General features: G+C 67.9%; 14 protein-coding genes. 9 read left to right on the top strand and 5 right to left on the bottom strand.

What is annotated here, in order from left to right; genetic code table 11:
* Positions 1-126 precede the first annotated feature (126 nt).
* Positions 127-5,211 carry an ATP-binding sensor histidine kinase gene (locus DIE21_RS30770; RefSeq protein ID WP_185642878.1) on the bottom strand — a complete coding sequence of 1,695 codons (5,085 nt, stop codon included), beginning with the start codon at positions 5,209-5,211 and terminating at the stop codon, positions 127-129.
* A 370-nt stretch (positions 5,212-5,581) separates the two neighbouring features.
* On the opposite strand from DIE21_RS30770, the gene DIE21_RS30765 reads away from it, so the two are divergent.
* From DIE21_RS30765 to DIE21_RS30755, 3 genes are all read left to right on the top strand, one after another.
* Entirely contained in the window at positions 5,582-7,048 is a 1,467-nt protein-coding gene (locus tag DIE21_RS30765; RefSeq protein ID WP_185642876.1) for a winged helix-turn-helix domain-containing protein, read from the top strand.
* On the top strand, positions 6,945-7,490 hold the full coding sequence (locus DIE21_RS30760) for a response regulator (protein WP_311767467.1): 546 nt from the start codon (positions 6,945-6,947) through the stop codon (positions 7,488-7,490). Before DIE21_RS30765 ends, DIE21_RS30760 begins: the two co-directional genes overlap by 104 nt.
* Before the next feature lie 103 nt (positions 7,491-7,593).
* Positions 7,594-8,235 carry a response regulator transcription factor gene (locus tag DIE21_RS30755; protein ID WP_124501207.1) on the top strand — a complete coding sequence of 214 codons (642 nt, stop codon included), beginning with the start codon at positions 7,594-7,596 and terminating at the stop codon, positions 8,233-8,235.
* Positions 8,236-8,353: 118 nt separating this feature from the next.
* Here DIE21_RS30755 and DIE21_RS30750 read toward each other — a convergent pair whose 3' ends face one another.
* On the bottom strand, positions 8,354-9,175 hold the full coding sequence (locus tag DIE21_RS30750; RefSeq protein ID WP_185640723.1) for an alpha/beta fold hydrolase: 822 nt from the start codon (positions 9,173-9,175) through the stop codon (positions 8,354-8,356).
* Positions 9,176-9,727: 552 nt separating this feature from the next.
* Between DIE21_RS30750 and DIE21_RS30745 the strand changes: the two genes are divergently transcribed.
* From DIE21_RS30745 to DIE21_RS30735, 3 genes are all read left to right on the top strand, one after another.
* A complete protein-coding gene (locus DIE21_RS30745) occupies positions 9,728-10,153 on the top strand; it encodes a DUF3331 domain-containing protein (RefSeq protein WP_124501205.1) in 426 nt (141 codons plus the stop codon).
* 71 nt (positions 10,154-10,224) lie between these two features.
* Positions 10,225-11,046 (top strand): alpha/beta fold hydrolase, encoded by an 822-nt coding sequence (locus DIE21_RS30740; RefSeq protein ID WP_124501204.1) that lies wholly within the window; start codon positions 10,225-10,227, stop codon positions 11,044-11,046.
* A 351-nt stretch (positions 11,047-11,397) separates the two neighbouring features.
* The gene (locus tag DIE21_RS30735; protein ID WP_124501247.1) at positions 11,398-13,176 is read left to right on the top strand and encodes a winged helix-turn-helix domain-containing protein; all 1,779 of its coding nucleotides are present in this window, start codon (positions 11,398-11,400) and stop codon (positions 13,174-13,176) included.
* A 112-nt stretch (positions 13,177-13,288) separates the two neighbouring features.
* On the opposite strand, the gene DIE21_RS30730 is transcribed toward DIE21_RS30735, so the two are convergent.
* The 3 genes from DIE21_RS30730 to DIE21_RS30720 form a co-directional block, all read right to left on the bottom strand.
* The gene (locus DIE21_RS30730; protein ID WP_124501203.1) at positions 13,289-14,197 is read right to left on the bottom strand and encodes a LysR family transcriptional regulator; all 909 of its coding nucleotides are present in this window, start codon (positions 14,195-14,197) and stop codon (positions 13,289-13,291) included.
* Between the two features lie 75 nt (positions 14,198-14,272).
* The gene (locus DIE21_RS30725; RefSeq protein ID WP_124501202.1) at positions 14,273-14,554 is read right to left on the bottom strand and encodes a XapX domain-containing protein; all 282 of its coding nucleotides are present in this window, start codon (positions 14,552-14,554) and stop codon (positions 14,273-14,275) included.
* Positions 14,555-14,639: 85 nt separating this feature from the next.
* Positions 14,640-14,855 (bottom strand): hypothetical protein, encoded by a 216-nt coding sequence (locus DIE21_RS30720; protein WP_124501201.1) that lies wholly within the window; start codon positions 14,853-14,855, stop codon positions 14,640-14,642.
* Positions 14,856-14,869: 14 nt separating this feature from the next.
* Here DIE21_RS30720 and DIE21_RS30715 point away from each other — a divergent pair, with 14 nt between their 5' ends.
* From DIE21_RS30715 to DIE21_RS30705, 3 genes are all read left to right on the top strand, one after another.
* Positions 14,870-15,556: a hydrolase gene (locus DIE21_RS30715; RefSeq protein ID WP_124501200.1), complete on the top strand. Its 687-nt coding sequence runs from the start codon at positions 14,870-14,872 to the stop codon at positions 15,554-15,556.
* A 165-nt stretch (positions 15,557-15,721) separates the two neighbouring features.
* On the top strand, positions 15,722-15,889 hold the full coding sequence (locus DIE21_RS30710) for a DUF1427 family protein (RefSeq protein WP_124501199.1): 168 nt from the start codon (positions 15,722-15,724) through the stop codon (positions 15,887-15,889).
* 19 nt (positions 15,890-15,908) lie between these two features.
* Positions 15,909-16,204, top strand: a 296-nt coding sequence (locus tag DIE21_RS30705) for an amidohydrolase family protein (RefSeq protein ID WP_148092765.1), incomplete at its 3' end; no start/stop codon positions are given.

Below are 16,204 nucleotides of genomic sequence, written 5' to 3'. Positions count from 1 at the left end.
GGCGGAAATCATGCGTCACTCCAGGATGGGCGCCATGCGCAGGCGAATGCCCGCACGACGGCTCGTGAAGGCAGTCTACGCGGGCGTCGCCGCCATTTCCTGAAGCTGCGCTGAAACGTTCTGAAGTCAGTGCGTCGTCGACACCGGCAGCCGGAACGTCAGCGCGGTCCCGCCGCCGTCGCGCGGCACGGCCTCGAGCGTGCCGCCGTGCGCCTCGATGATCGAGCGGCAGATCGCGAGGCCCATCCCCATGCCGTGCGGCTTCGTCGTGAAGAAGGGATCGAAGATCCGGCCGGCGATGCCGGCGTCGATGCCGGCGCCGCGATCCGCGATGCAGATGACCACGTGGCCGTCGCCGGCGTGCGACGCAACGTCGAGCTCGCGCGACGTGGCCGGGCCGTCCATCGCGTCGAGCGCGTTGGTGACCAGGTTCAGGATCACCTGCTGGAGCTGCGTGCGATCCGCCATCACGTGGAGGTCGTTGCAGTGCAGGTCGACGCGCAGTGCGACCTGCTTGGCGTCGATTTCGGGCGCCGTGAGATGCAGCATGTCGCGGATCAGCGCGTCGATCGCGAGCGGTGCGAGCGCGAGCGGCGCCTGGCGTGCGAGCGATCGCAACGCGCGGACGATGTCGGCCGCCCGCACGCCGGACGCGCGAATGTCCTCGAGGCTTGCGAGCGCTTCGTCGAGGTCGGGCTGCGTGCCGCGCAGCCAGCGCATGCCGGCACCCGCGCTCGTCACGATGCTGGTGAGCGGCTGATTGATCTCGTGCGCGATCGACGCGGCCAGCTCGCCCATCACGGTCACGTGCGCGGTGCGCGCGAGCTCGGTCCGGGCATGCCGCAGCGCGGCCTCCGTCTCGAGCCGGCGCGCGTTCTCGTCGATCAGTTCCGCATAGAGCCGTGCGGATTCGAGCGCGTTGGCCGCCTGCGGCGCCAGCACTTCCAGCATCGCGATGCGCCGCGGCGAAAACACGCCGTTGGTCAGCGCATTCTCGAGATAGAGCACGCCGATCAGCGCACCCTGTTTCAGCAACGGCAGGCAGAACAGCGAGCGCGTCGGATGCGCGCGCAGGCTGTCGACGTGATCGGGCACGCCTTCGCGGTGTGCGTTCGCGAGCACGACCGGCTTGCGGGTTCGCGCGACGGTGTTCAGGATCGACAGCGGAACGTCTTCCTCGGTGGGTTCGCCGCGCGCAATGTCGACGACGACGTCGCTGCCGACGATGCGCGCGGTTGCCTCGATCGTCAGCCGGTCGTGCCGTGCGAGCAGCAGCAGGCCGTAGCGCGCGCCCGCATAGACGATCATGTTGCGCATCAGCGTCTGGACCAGGCGCTCCAGCACGATTTCCTCGGACAGCGAATGCGCCGCGCGCATCGCGAGCGCGAAATCGAGGTCCTCGCGCGCGGGCACGGCCGGCCCGCCCGGCAACGGATCCATCACGAGGAACGGATGCTGCGCTTCCATTGCCTGCGTCTTGCCGGTCGCGCCCCAGCGCCGGTAGCACGCGTGTGCGAGCCGCAACTGATGGCGGGCCGGACCGCTCAGCCCGAGCGACGCGGCGTGGCGCGCGGCCAGTTCGTGCGCGAGCGCCTGTTCGTGCACGAAACCGCGCTCCGCCGCGAGGCTGGCGGAGGCCTCGTACTGCTGCATCGCGACGACATGCTCGCCGCGTACGCGGGCGAACTCGGCGTCGATCAGCGCGAGCTTGTTGCGGAACGTCGCCGGATTCCGGTCGCTCCACGCGGCGACGCGCGCGCGCTGCGGCGCGAAGCGTTCGAGCAGCCGGTCGGGCGGCGTGGCGCCGCCGTCGCTCGCGATGCCCGCCAGCACGCCGAACAGCTGGAAGTCGGACTGCATGATGTGCGCGGGCGTCGACCACGCGAACGGTGCGGCCGCATCGAGCGATGCGCGCGCCGCGTCTGCGTCGCCGAAGATGAACGCCGCCTGGCCGGCGAGCACGTCGGTCCAGAACTGCAGCACCGACATCGGCGTCCTGGTCGACGCACGGGTGCGCCAGGTGCCGATCGGCCGATCGAAGCCGAGCTGCAGCGCGTCGACGAATTCCGATTGGGTGGAAACGAGGTCGACGATGTCGTCGTAACGCGCGCCGCGCGCGATTTCCAGCAGCGGATCGATCTCGTCGCGGATCGCGGGCAGCGCCTCGCCCATCGACAGCAGATCGCTGACGATGTGGTTGCAGCTGTAGCACATCCAGCGCAGCTCGGCGCTCGCATTGCCCGCCGCCTTCGCATCGCGCGCGCATTCGAGCGCGTACGACAGCGGCCGGGTCCAGACGCTCACCTGGTCGAGCGCGATCAGCGTCGCGGAACGGTAGCGCTCGAAGCCGTGGCGATCGACCAGCGCGAGCGCGACCTGCGCGAATGCGAAACCGTCGTCGTACGCATCGTGATGCTGGGCAATGCTGACGCCGTACCAGGCGAGGCCCTGCACCGACGCGGCGGTGACGCCGTGCTGCAAGGTCAGCCGGACCATGGTCGCGAAATGCAGCAGCATCAGCCCGCCGCTCGGATAGAACATCGCGGCCTCGAGCGCGGTCAACAGCGCCATCGTGGCTTCCACGCGCGTGTCGGTCATGACGGGCAAGTCGACGAGGGCGTGGATGGCGCGGCCGCCGAGCGCCTCCTGCACCGCGTCGCAGGCTGCCGCGAGATCGGCCTCGACCGGCTCGGCGGGCAGTTCCACGCCGAGCAGGGCCAGCCCGGCCAGCGCGACGTCGACGGCCTGCCGGTAGCGTGACTCCACCGTGAGTTGCGCGGCCTTCAGCCGGTGGGCCTCGGCACGGTCGGCCGGCGTGCGCGTGCGCGCCATGAGCGCGTCGATCGCGATGGCCGCCTGCGCGGTTTCGCCGGTGGCGAGGAGCAGGCCGCTGCGAAGGATGCCGATTCGGCTCGCGAGACCATAGTGCTGCGCCCACGCGTGGGGACCGAGCAGCGATTGCGCGGACGCGAGAAACGACAGTGCGCGATCGCGCGCGGCGGCCGGGGCCGCCGCCTGTGCCGCCGCGACCAGCACATCCGCGAAGGCGAGCGCGAGCGCGCGGTCGAGCGGCGCGGCTTTCGCCTGCTCGATCTGGCTCGCCAGGGCGAGCAGGCATTCGGTCGACGAACGGTCCACGCGGGCGAGCATCGCCGCGGCGATCCGGGTGTGGCGCAGCGCGCGTTCCGCGCGGTCGGTGAGCGCGTAGACAGCCTCGAGGACGCGGTCGTGAACGAAGCGCCAGCGATTGCCGGCGAGCGACACGAGGCCGGCCTGACGCGCGGGGTCCATCCAGAAACTGAGTTCCGCGCGCGTCTTGCCGGCGGCTGCGCACAGCAGCGTATCGTCGGCGTCGATGCCGATGCACGCCAGCAGCGACAGCAGCATTCTCGATTCGTGCGGCAGCCGCTGCATCCGGTTCTCCAGCAGGCTGACGACGTTCTCGCTCGGGAAGCGCGCGTCGATATCGGCCGAAGACCATTGCCATGTTTGCCGTGCCGCGTCGTAGTCGAGCAGCCGCTCGTCGATCAGCGCACGCAGCAGTTGCTGGATGTGGAACGGATTGCCACCGGTGTTGCGGTGAACGATGGCGCCCAGCCCGGACAGCCGATCCGGCGCGTCGCGGAGCATCCCGGCCAGCATGCGCGGGACGTCGGCGGCGCCCAGCGGCGCGAGCGTCAGGGTCGACACGCGCGTGCGGTCGAGCTGCCGCAGGAAGCGGCGGAAGGCCGGCGCGAGTGTGTGCTGCGGCCCGCTCCGATAACCGGCGACGATACAGAAATGTGCCGGCGGATCGGCCGCGAGCGACGCGAGACACGCGAGCGTCGCGTCGTCGGCCCACTGGATGTCGTCCAGCGTCACGACGAGCGGTTCGGCCGGCGCCGCGAACGCGCGGAAAGCGTTCACGACGATCTGGCATAGCCGAAATTCCGGAATCGCATCGGCGTGGGCGTACGCGACGGGCTCGACGTCGAGCAGCCACGTGATTTCCGGGAAGATGCGCGCCAGCAGGCTGGCCTGACGGCCCACGCAGTCGCGCAGCCGCGCGGCAATCGCCGCGATTTCATCGTCGCGCCGGGCCAGCGCACTGCCGAACAGCGTGCGCAACGCCTGCAGCACGGGCGCGTAGGGCCGGGCGGGCTGGAACTGGCCGACCTTCGCCGACGCGCACCACGCGGTGCGCGACGCGGCGCGCACGTCGCGCGTGAAAGCCTCGATCAGCGCGGTCTTGCCGATGCCGGCCGCCCCGTCGATCAGGACGATGGCTGCCTCGCCGGTTCGCGATACGTTCGCGCGTATCGCATCGAGCCGGCGCGACTCGGGCTCGCGGCCGACCAGCAGGTCGGCCGTGTGCAGGCCGCCGAGCGGAGCGCTGCCGCCGAGCGTGAACGGCTCGACGGGGCCCGAGGTCCGCCAGTCGCGCAGGATGCGTTCGAGGTCGCGCTGCACCGTTTCGCAGGACGGATAGCGGTCGGCCGGCTCCTTCGCGATCAGCTTCAGGATCAGGTCGTTCAGGATGGCCGGCACGTCTTCGCGAAAGGCCGTGGGCGGCGCCGGTTGCATGGCGACGTGCGCATGAACCCATTCGGAAGCTGACGTGGCCTGGTACGGCAGCGCGCCGGTCAGCAGGCGGAACAGCGTGATGCCGAACGCGTAGAGGTCGGAGCGCTCGTCGACGCACGCGCCCTCCGAGACTTCAGGCGCCGCGAACGCGGCGAAATCCGTGCGGATCGTGCGCTCGGCGATAGGCTCCGTGCGCCGGTCGCGGGCATGCGCAAACGAGCGGAGCATGACCGTGCCGTTCGGCGCGGTGACGAAACTGGCCGGTTGCAGATCGCCATGCAGCCAGCCGCGCCGATGCAGTTCCCCTAGCGTGCGCGCGGCATGGATCGCGGTGTCGAGAAAGACTTCGAGCGGCAGCGGTTCGTCGGCCAGCGTGTCGAACGCTTGTACGTCGACACGCGGATAAACGAGCACCGGGCCGTCGGCCGCGCGGATCAGCGCGGCGGGAATCAGCGCCCACCCCGGTTCCAGCACGTCGTTCAATGCGAACTCGCGCTCGAATTGCCGGCAGCGCGAATCGAATTCCCAGCGGGTCTGGCATGCCGACCACACGCGTCCCGTGTCGGCGTCCGTCAGGTCGAACCGCAGGATGTCGCCGGAGCGAACCGCATTCGACACGCTGGCGCGCGCGAACCAGTCGGCGTCCATTCGATTCGCGTTGTCCGGGGTGAGCAAAGCTGGGTTCACGGTGGCGTGGCAGGCGGGTTGAAGCAGGGTGTAAGCGGCTCGTAAAGCGGCATCGGCCGGGCTGAATGCGCGCGTGGCGGCGGGCCCGTGCATTGTCCGTCAGCTCGCGAGAATTTGCAGTACTTGCGGCAGAGCCGGCGACCGACGCGTGCCGGCACCGGACTAAACCTATGGATAATGGTCCGCGCGCCTGTCGCGCCATACGATCCGTTCACGCTTTCCGACATGCCGCGACGCGGCCGGAAGGGCAGGACAGAGCGTGCCGCCTCGCGAGGCGGCGCACGGTTTCACGCAGCATGGGCGGGTGCGGATCATGTACAGGTTCGGTCGGGTGACGGTCTCCCTTGAGTGCCGCGAAGTCTACGTCGACGGGCAGTCGCGATATATCGGCGCCCGCGCGTTCGAGATCCTCGAGCTGCTGGTGAAGGCAGCCGGCAGGCTCGTATCGAAGGAAGAAATCATGCAGGCCGTGTGGCCACACACGATCGTGGTCGAGAACAACATCCAGGTGCACGTGTCGACGCTGCGCAAGCTGTTCGGCGGCAAGCACGGCTGGATCCGGACCGAACCGGGCCGCGGATATCGCCTTGCTCCGCCGGTCGACCTTTCCCGCGCCGAGCGCGAGCCGGAGCGGTTCGACGCGGCGGGCGGCGCACGCGCCGGCGGCGTGTCGCGCAAATGCCCGCTGATCGGCCGCGAGCGCGACGCGGCCGAACTGCACGCGCTGCTCGAGCGCGAGGCGCTCGTCACGCTGGTCGGGCCCGGCGGTGTCGGCAAGACGCATCTCGCGCAGGAGGTCGTCGCGGCCTGGTCGGCGGCATGCGGCATCGAGTCGATCCGGCTCGATCTCGCCGGCCGGCCGGGCGGCGCGACGCTCGAATCCGCGGTGCTGGACGCACTCGGCGCGCCGGGCAGCCCGGCCGCCGAGCCGGCGGATGTCGTGCGCGCGATCGGCGGGCGGCGCGTCATGCTGGTGTTCGACAATGCCGAGCAGCATGTCGATGAACTCGCGGCGCTCTGCGAAGCGATCACGGCGGGAAATACCGGCGCGCTGCTCGTCGTGACGAGTCGCGAACCGTTGCGGGTCGCCAGCGAGCGCGTGTACCGGGTCGGCCCGCTGCCGGTGCCGCCGGCCGGTGCGAACGGCGACGAGATCCTCGCGTGCGGTGCGGTCCGCATGTTTCTGGCGCGCGCGCGCGCGATGGGCACCGACATTCCCGCGGACAGGCAGACGCTTGACGCGATCGCGACCATCTGCCGCCGCCTGAGCGGCCTGCCGCTCGCCCTCGAACTCGGCGCGGCCCGTGTGGCATCGCTCGGGATCCAGGGATTGGCCACCGATCTCGACAAGTCCGTCCTGTCGTTGTCCGGCGGCCTGCGCACGGCCCATCCGCGCCAGCAGACCCTCAGGGCCACCATCGAGTGGAGTTACCAGTTGCTCGACGATGCGGAGCGCATCGTGCTGTGCCGTCTCGCGGTGTTTCCGGATGCATTCCGGCTCGACGCGGCGTGCGCGCTGGGCGCCTGCGACGAACCGGCCGCCGATCAGGTGCTCGACTGCGTCGTCAGCCTCGCGTCGAAATCGCTGCTGGTCGTCCATTCCGTCGGGCTTTCGAAGCGCTACTCGTTGCTCGAGGTCGTGCGCGCCTATGCGCTCGAGAAGCTGGCGGAGTCCGGCGAGGCCGGTCGCGTTCATGCCCGATATGCGTCCTTCGTGGCGGAGGCGCGCGCGGACGGGCTGCCGCCGACGCCGGTCGCGTCCGCGCAACCGGTGCCGGCGCTCAGGCGGTGGGCGTGATACGTCTGTCGATACCGCTCGAGCGGTATCGCGATGTTCTGGATTGACACAGATTTCGGGTTCTCATTTCATGGGCATGGTTTGCATCATCGATGACGATGCGTCGGTCCGCAAAAGTCTTGCCAGCCTGTTGAAATCGGCTGGCTATACGGCATTGCCGTTTGCGTCGGGCGAGGAATTCCTCGCGAGCGGCCCGCTGGACGATGCGGTTTGCGTGCTGATCGACCTGAAGATGAAGGGGATGAGCGGCCTCGACGTTCAGCGCCTGCTGGTTCAGCGCAACGCGACGATTCCGGTCATCTTCATGTCGTCGCACGGGGATGACGAGTCGGTTCGTCGCGCACTCGCGCAAGGCGCGGTCGCGTTTCTGCGCAAGCCGTTTTCATCGGACGATATGATCAATCTGATCGATCAGGCCGCATCGGGCGGGGGCCCTGCCTGACGGCCCCCGTCGATCGGCCGGATCGCGGCTGCCTGGCATTTCCGCGGGGCTCCCGGCTCGTTTATCATTTCATGATGAACGGGACGCCTGTACAGGGAAAGCAATGGCAAGCACGCCGGATATGACGTCGATCGTCTATGTGGTCGACGACGATGAAACGCTGCGGCGCGCGTTGAGCGCGCTGTTGCGTTCGGCCGGTTTTCGCGTCGAGACCTTTGCATCGTCGCGGGCGTTTCTCGCGTTCGAGCGGCCCGATGTGGCGAGCTGCCTGATCCTCGATGTGCGTCTTGCCGACGAGAGCGGGCTGGCCGTTCAGGAGGAAGCCGTGCGCACGGGGCTGAACGTGCCCATCCTGTTCATGACGGGCTACGGTGACGTGGCCACGACGGTCAAGGCGATGAAGGGCGGCGCACTCGACTTCCTGACGAAGCCGTTCGACGACGATGCGATGCTCGATGCCGTCGGCCGCGCACTGGCCGGGGACCGCGACCGTCTCGCGCGCGATCGCGCATTGCGTGTGCTGCGTCAGGCCTATGCGTCGTTGACGCCGCGCGAACGCGAAGTAATGAGCCATGTGGTCGCGGGTCTGATGAACAAGCAGATCGCGTCGCGTCTCGGCCTGCAGGAAATCACGGTGAAGGTGCACCGGGCGCAGGTCATGAAGAAGATGCAGGTGCGCACGCTGCCGGACCTCGTGCGGCAAGCCGAAGCGCTGGGCGTGCGCCCGGGCGGCGCGCCCGAATGAGCCGGCGCTGGACCGGCGGCCGTTCCGCGTCGACGCGCGCGGCAATCAGATGGCTGCGCCCTGAAAATTCCTGAAACAAGCTGAAGGGCGCGCCGGCCGGCGCGCCGTGCGGCGACGTTTACGCCTTCAGGAACGCGAGCAGTTCGGCATTGATCCGCTCCGCGTCGACGACGCACATGCCGTGCGAGCCGCCGGGGATGACCTTGAGTTGCGCGTGCTTGACGATCTTCGCGGACAGGCGCGCGGAATCGTCGATCGGCACGATCTGGTCGTCGTCGCCGTGCAGGATCAGCGTCGGGACGTCGATCTTCTTCAGGTCCTCGGTGTAGTCGACCTCGGAGAATTCCTTCACGCACAGATACTGGCCATACACGCCGCCCATCATCCCTTGCGCCCAGAATGCGTCGATCGTGCCCTGCGATACCTTCGCGCCGGGGCGATTGAAGCCGAAGAACGGCACGGCGAGATCCTTGTAGAACTGCGAACGGTTCTCGGCGACGTTCTTGCGGATGCCGTCGAATACGTCCATCGGCAAGCCACCGGGATTGGACGGCGATTTCACCATTTGCGGCGGCACGGCGCCGATCAGCACGGCCTTCGACACGCGCTTCGTGCCGTGACGGCCGATGTAGTGCGCGACTTCGCCGCCGCCGGTGGAGTGGCCGACGAGCGTGGCTTCGCGCAGGTCGAGCGCATTCATCAGCGCGGCGAGATCGTCCGCGTAGGTATCCATGTCATTGCCTTGCGACGGCTGGCTCGATCGGCCGTGACCGCGGCGATCGTGCGCGATCACGCGGTAGCCGTGCTGCACCAGGAACAGCATCTGCGCATCCCATGCATCGCCACACAGCGGCCAGCCGTGCGAGAAGACGACCGGGCGGCCGCTGCCCCAGTCCTTGAAATAGATCTGCGTACCGTCTTTCGTGGTGATCGTGTTCATCGCATGGGCTCCTTGATGGGCGGATGAGGCATGTTTGGGGGCGGCAGCGGCGGCGGCCGGCAGCGCGGCGGCTGCAACGGCGGTCGCGCCGGCAAGCAGCATGTCTCGGCGGCGCGCCGAGGGGACGGCGTCGGTGTCTGCGGGGCGCATTGAAGCTCCTTGAACGTGCGGTGGAACGATGCCGCGTGGAATGGAAGGTCCGGATCTGCCCGCATGCGGCAATCTCGCCGGCAGACGGCGTGCGTTCGCGCTCGTGGGCCGGCGGGCGCACGAGGGGAGCGAACGAACGTCGACGGGAGCCTATCGCGGGGCCGGGCGGCCTGTACTGAAATCCGGCTGAATTTTCATGAACCGGTCGTGCCGCGCGCCGCGCGTGCGGGGCGGCCAGAACAATTAAGCCGGGGAATCAAGACTCTTCAGCGGCCGCCCGCTATCGTCAGCATCAAGCCGTCCCGTCGCGGGTCGCTGCCGGTTCGCGCCGGCGGGTGACGACCGTGACGGGCGCGGATGCGAAACGTCCGAATCTCTCGCCATTTGCCTGGATATGCCGTCATGGACGCATTCGATCGCTGGGAGCACGTGATGACGCTGCTCGATCCGTCGCCCGGTGCAAGCCGCTGCGCGTCGTCGAATCTTCGCGACCGCGACATCGCGCGCCGCCGTCATCGTGACGATGCACGCGGTGCGTCGAGCGGTGGCGCACGCCGCCGGTGCGCGATCGTCGCGATCGAGCGGCAGACCGATTCGTCGGTACTCGTGTCGTGGAGCGATCCGACGCACTGCCGGTATGACGAGCAGCGCTGGATCAGCGCAAAGTCCCGCTCGCTGGGGCGCTGCGCACTGACCGGCCAGCCGATTCGCACCGGCGACGCGATCTACAAGCCGCAGTGGCGCGGATCGAAGCGTCCCGCGAATTGCTGGGAGGCGATCCTCGCGTCCGAACTGGACCGGTTCATCGTCAGGATGTCCCGTTCGTGACCGGAGACGGTGCATCCCAATCATCGGCCGCGGCGGGCGGCCGAGATTTTTTCCATCTCCAAGGTAGCTTCATGAGCACGTTCACGACACGCGACGGCGTCTCGATTCACTACAAGGACTGGGGCGCGGGGCGCCCTGTCGTGTTCATTCACGGCTGGCCGTTGAACGCGGACATGTGGGACGTCCAGATGCATCATCTCGCATCGCACGGCTTTCGCTGCATCGCGTACGACCGGCGCGGCTTCGGCCGCTCCGGCCAACCGTGGACGGGCTACGACTACGATACGCTGGCGGACGATCTCGCGACGCTGATCGAGACGCTCGGATTGCGCGACGTGACGCTCGTCGGCTTTTCGATGGGCGGCGGCGAGGTTGCCCGATACATCGGCCGGCACGGTACGCACCACGTGGCGAAGGCGGTCCTGATCGGATCGGTGACGCCGCTGGTCGCGCGGCGCGACGATCATCCGGACGGCGTCGACGTCGCGGTGTTCGACGGCATTCGCTCGGCGATCGTGGCGGATCGCGCGGCATTCTTCGAGCACTTCTGGCCGTTGTTCACCGGTTCGAACCGGGCGGATTCGACGATCTCGCGCGCCGCGCTCGACTGGACCTCGTTCATGGCGCTGCAGGCGGGATTGAAGGGCACGCTCGATTGCGTCCGTGCATTTTCCGAAACCGATTTCAGGACGGATCTCGACCGGTTCGACGTACCGACGCGCGTGATTCATGGCGACGACGACCAGACGGCGCCGCTCGCGCTGACGGGGGCCGCCACGGTGGCGCGCGTGCCGCACGCGACGCTGAGCGTGTACGAGGGCGGCCCGCACGCGCTGTATCTGACGCATGCGCAGCGATTGAACGACGAACTGCTGGCGTTCGTCCGCGCGTGACACGGCGGACGGTCCGGGAACCCGTACGTTGAAACACGGGCGCGCAAACGTCGCGCGCCCGGATGTCCGTGTCGGCCGATGCAGGAGAAAAATGGAAGCCGAACCGGTGGTCGTATTTTCGTAAAGCAACGCATTCGTCGGTGCATCACGGCGTCTCGTGTCCCGCATGGATGGCACGGTGTCGCGTCGCGTAGAGCGGGCGCGAGGCGCGCGGATTCCGACAGTTCAAAAAATTTGCTCGTTCCGTTCTAATCATTCGAATCAATATACACAGCAAATGCCGTAGCATTGGTGTCAGATCGATGTCGTTCTGGACAAGGCATCGATAAATGCCCTCGATTAGAAATTCCCATGATCCGCATTGGAACGCTTCACGTTTTTCTCGACAGACGTGAAATTCGCTCGAACGGCAAACTGTTACGCATCGGCAGCCGTGCATTCGAAATCCTCGAACTCCTGATTCAGGCAAATGGCGCGCTGGTCTCGAAAGACGAGATCATGCAGCGCGTGTGGCCGCACACGATCGTGGAGGAAAACAACCTGCAGGTGCATATCGCGTCGTTGCGCAAGGCGCTGGCCCGGGACCGGAATCTGATCGTCACGGTGCCGGGGCGCGGCTATCGGCTCGTCGGCCGACCCGCCGAAGGCGAAGGCGGAGCCCCCGTGCGTCTCGCGACGCCGCGGCTCGCGCCCGCGCCGACCGCGCTCGTGGGGCGGGAGCAGATGGTTGCCGATGTCCTCGCGGCGCTCGACGCGTCTCGCGTCGTGACGCTGGTCGGTGCGGGCGGCATCGGCAAGACGCGCGTCGCGATCGAAGCCGCGATCCGGGCCGAGACGCGCTTTCCGGATGGGGCGGCGGTCGTATCGCTGGCGACGGTTGCGTGCCCGCAATGCGTCCCCGACGCGCTGGCGGATGGCCTGGACATCGCGCTGCCGGCCCGATCGCGGACGCTCGAAGCGGTGCTGGCGAGCGTCGCGCATCGCAGGATGTTGCTCGTGCTCGACAATTGCGAGCATCTGCTTGACGCGGCGGCGCGGATCGCGGCCGTGTTGACCGAGTCCGACACCGGGCTGCGTGTGCTGGCGACCAGCCGCGAGGCGCTTCGCATCCACGGCGAGCGGCAGTGTCCGGTGCCACCGCTCGATGTCCCCGACGAGCGCGCCGGCGCGGCCGAGACACTGGGCGCAAGCGCGGTGCAACTGTTCGCGGCGCGCGCGCGCGCGGCCGCCCCGCGCTTTCCGCTCGACGAACGCAGCGTGTCCCTGATGGCGTCGGTGTGCCGACGTCTCGACGGTCTGCCGCTGGCCATCGAGCTGGCCGCTGCCCGTGCGGCCGTGCTCGGCATCGACGTACTGGCCGCCCATCTCGACGACCATTTCAGGTTGCTGACCGGCGGTTTTCGCACCGCATTGCCGCGTCACCGGACGCTGCAGGCCATGTACGACTGGAGCTACCGCTTGCTGGGGGACGCGGAACGCGTGCTGCTGCGATGGCTTGGCGTGTTCCGCGACGGCTTTTCGATCGACGCGGTGCGGGACGTGGTCGGAACGCGGCTCGGGGTCGATGCGGACCTGCTCGACACGATCGCCGGCCTCGTGTCGAAGTCGCTCGTGAGCGTCGAGAATGCGCACGGCGCGCCGCGCTACCGGTTGCTGACGACGACGCGCGCCTACGCACTGCAGCAGCTCGCGAACAACGGCGAATGCGCGGAGGCCGCGCTTGCGCACGCGCACTATTTCCATGCGTTGTTCACGCTGGCGCCGGGCGGATCGCGGCTCGACCGGGTTCGCGGCGAACTCGGCAATCTGCACGCGGCGCTCGACTGGGCATTCTCGCCGGACGGCGACGCGGAGACCGGCATCGCGCTGGCGGCCGTGGCGGTGCCGTGCCTGTTCGACCTGTCTCTCGTCGACGAGGGGAGGGAATGCGCGCGCGCGGCGCTCGAGGCGATGCGGGATCGGGATGCGACGTCGGTCCATGCCGATGCGCGCATGCGCGTGCTGGCCGCGTATGCGGCCGCGCTTGAACGACCCGCCGGATCGAACCGCGGTATACACGATGCGTGGCCGGAAGCGAACGCGCTTGCATGCGAGACCGGCGAGGGCGGGCGGCTGCCGCGCGAACCGTAACGGCGCGCGTGGCCGGCTCGATCACGATGTGTCGGCCGATGCCCGGGCCTGGACGCGTGGCTCGAGAACGCGATGCAGTGCGCGCTCGATGGGTTCCCGCGACACGGCGGGATCACGCAAGCGCGAGGAACCGGTCGACGAGATCGGGGCGATCGAGCTGCTCGACCCACCACCGCAACGCACGGCCGGCTTCGTCGTCGCGCCACGCCAGGTAGCAATGCGTGGTGTCGCGCATGCCGGTCACCTGGCGGGCCACGAGCTTGCCCTGCGCGATCGCGCGGGCCGCGATGCAATCCGGAAGCGTGCCGACGGCGAGCCCTTCGCACTGCGCGGCCAGTTTTGCCGCGAGCGTGGGCAGCGCGAGCGTCGACTGCCCGGCATCGACGGCGACCGAGCGCGGCTGCAGTTCGCGAGACGTATCGGTGATGACGGCGCCGCGATACTCGACGACCGACGCCATCGACAGCGGTTCGGGCATCGCCGCGAGCGGATGGGTCGGGGCGACGGCGAACACGTGCCTGAGCATGCCGATCGGTCGCGCAACGAGGCCCGGCAGTTCAGGCGGCTCGTCCGCCGCACCGACGACGAGATCCGCGCGGCGCGAAACCAGTGCGTCCCAGGTGCCACCGAGGACTTCGGTGGAGAGCCGCAGCCGCGTGTCCATCTCGAGCCCGTAGAACGCATGCACGTAAGGCCATAGCGCGTCGAACGGCAGGATCTCGTCGACACAGATGCGCACCTCGGTTTCCCAGCCTTGCTGCGCGCGCTGCGCCTTGCGCTCGAGCTGTTCCGCCGCATGCAGCAGCCGCCGGCCTTCCTCGACGACGATGCGACCCGCATGGGTGAGCTTCGCACGGCGTCCGCTGCGGTCGAACAGGGCGACGCCGAGGTCGCCCTCGAGCTTTTGCACGAGGTAAGTCAAGGCCGACGGTACGCGATGCAGCAGTTCCGCGGCTTCGGCGAACGTGCCGGTGCGGTCGATCGCGTCCAGCGCTTCGAGCGCTTCGAATGACAGCTTCATGTTGGATTTCACAGGCGGGGCGTCGGGCTGCCATGTTAACGCCGGGAACCGCCTTGTCCAGTCAATGACGGTCCGTCATGTCGGCGTCGATTCGCGGTGCTTCGCCGCGGCATTGGCGGGCTGCGCGCCGGGCAGGGCGCCGAACATGTGCTGGCTGCACTTCGCCTCGCTCCATGCGGTCTTCAGGTGGATGCCCGCGAGCATCCGGCGCGCGACCGGCAGGATCTGTTCGCCGGCAAGGATGCCCAGCAGGCCGACCAGCGCGATGGTGGGCGGAGCGGGCGATTGCACGCCGATCAACGCGTAGACGGCGCCGGCGAGAATGCCGGCCAATATCGAGGAAATGTACGGTTTCATAGTACGAATTGAAGTGAATGACAACCGTGTGGAAGGATGCGGAAAAATCCCGGCCGACGAACGGACGTAGTCGAAAAAGAGCCTATCAGGTCATCGCGGGCGCGGCGCGAAAATTCAACTGATTTAAGGTTTTTTCAGGACTTGTTTCGCGGATGTTTTTAAACAGAACGATTAATTGGCAGTGTTGCAGGTTTCCGTATTGAATGGCAGGCGTTGGCAGGAAAACCTCCCAGCACAGCGCATCGGGCGCCGCCGCCCCCCGGCTTGCCGGCAAGGCAGGCGCTATTTTTCTCCCCGTCAAAGGACATCACCGCCATGAGCAATCCGAAGCTTGAAGTTCTCACCCCGCAGAACAGCCAGCTGATCTTCATCGACCAGCAACCGCAGATGGCGTTCGGCGTGCAGTCGATCGATCGCCAGGCGCTGAAGAACAACGTCGTCGGCCTCGCGAAGGCTGCGAAGGTATTCAACATCCCGACCACGATCACGACGGTCGAAAGCCTGGGCTTCTCGGGTCATACCTATCCCGAGCTGCTCGACGTGTTCCCGAACCAGAAGACGCTCGAACGCACGTCGATGAACTCGTGGGACGACCAGAAGGTGCGCGACGCGTTGGCCGCGAACGGCCGCAAGAAGGTGGTCGTGTCCGGCCTGTGGACGGAAGTCTGCAACACCACGTTCGCACTGTGCGCGATGCTCGAAGGCGACTACGAGATCTACATGGTGGCCGACGCATCGGGCGGCACGACGCAGGCCGCGCACGACTTCGCGATGCAGCGGATGGTGCAGGCGGGCGTCGTGCCCGTCACGTGGCAGCAGGTGCTGCTCGAATGGCAGCGCGACTGGGCACGCCGCGAGACCTACGATGCGGTGATGGCGATCGCGAAGGAGCATTCGGGCGCGTACGGGATGGGCGTCGACTACGCGTACACGATGGTCCACAAGGCCGCCGAGCGTACGCTGACGCCGCACGAGTCGGTTCCGCCCGTGCCGGCGAAGTGACACGGACAGTCGCGACTGTCGATGCTGCCGCGGCGTGTGCCCTGCGCGCGCCGCGGCGGCGATACGTCAATGCGGGCGGCGTGACGCGGTCGACCCGCCCACGCCGCCCGCGGAGCGTTTGCCGGGCGGACGCCTGCATTCCAATTTGTTCGGGAGATTGATCGTATGGAACCTTATCTGGTTTCCCTTGGTGCGGGCCTGCTGATAGGCGTGATCTACAGCGCAATCAAGGTTCGCTCTCCCGCACCGCCGCTGATTGCCCTGGTCGGGTTGCTCGGCATGGTGATTGGCGTGCAGGCGGTCCCCGCCCTCAAGCAGCTCATCGGCCTTTGATCGAAGTGAGGTGACGCATATGACCGCAACCGAAACCCAACCGGATTTGATCCTCCGCAACGGCAGGTTCACGACCCTGGACCGCGCGAACCCGACGGCGACGGCGGTGGCGATAGCCGCCGGCCGCTTCGTCGCGGTCGGCAGCGACGCGGACGTGATGCCGCTCGCGGGCCGCGCGACGAAGGTCGTCGATCTCGAGGGCCGCAGCGTGCTGCCGGGCCTGACCGACAACCACTGCCACGTGATTCGCGGCGGCCTGAACTACAACATGGAGCTGCGCTGGGACGGCGTGCGCTCGCTCGCGGTCGCGATGGA

This window comes from Burkholderia sp. Bp9140 (assembly GCF_003853425.1).
Taxonomy (GTDB): domain Bacteria; phylum Pseudomonadota; class Gammaproteobacteria; order Burkholderiales; family Burkholderiaceae; genus Burkholderia.
The sequence above is the reverse complement of the archived record's forward strand: the minus strand, read 5'-3'. Positions and strand labels throughout refer to the sequence as shown.

Coding starts and splice junctions, on each gene's coding strand:
- DIE21_RS30725 (WP_124501202.1), bottom strand. CDS start 14,554: ATGAAACCGTACATTTCCTCGATATTGGCCGGCATTCTCGCCGGCGCC.
- DIE21_RS30730 (WP_124501203.1), bottom strand. CDS start 14,197: ATGAAGCTGTCATTCGAAGCGCTCGAAGCGCTGGACGCGATCGACCGC.
- DIE21_RS30710 (WP_124501199.1), top strand. CDS start 15,722: ATGGAACCTTATCTGGTTTCCCTTGGTGCGGGCCTGCTGATAGGCGTG.
- DIE21_RS30760 (WP_311767467.1), top strand. CDS start 6,945: ATGCCCGATATGCGTCCTTCGTGGCGGAGGCGCGCGCGGACGGGCTGC.
- DIE21_RS30735 (WP_124501247.1), top strand. CDS start 11,398: ATGATCCGCATTGGAACGCTTCACGTTTTTCTCGACAGACGTGAAATT.
- DIE21_RS30750 (WP_185640723.1), bottom strand. CDS start 9,175: ATGAACACGATCACCACGAAAGACGGTACGCAGATCTATTTCAAGGAC.
- DIE21_RS30770 (WP_185642878.1), bottom strand. CDS start 5,211: ATGGACGCCGACTGGTTCGCGCGCGCCAGCGTGTCGAATGCGGTTCGC.
- DIE21_RS30740 (WP_124501204.1), top strand. CDS start 10,225: ATGAGCACGTTCACGACACGCGACGGCGTCTCGATTCACTACAAGGAC.
- DIE21_RS30715 (WP_124501200.1), top strand. CDS start 14,870: ATGAGCAATCCGAAGCTTGAAGTTCTCACCCCGCAGAACAGCCAGCTG.
- DIE21_RS30755 (WP_124501207.1), top strand. CDS start 7,594: ATGGCAAGCACGCCGGATATGACGTCGATCGTCTATGTGGTCGACGAC.
- DIE21_RS30745 (WP_124501205.1), top strand. CDS start 9,728: ATGGACGCATTCGATCGCTGGGAGCACGTGATGACGCTGCTCGATCCG.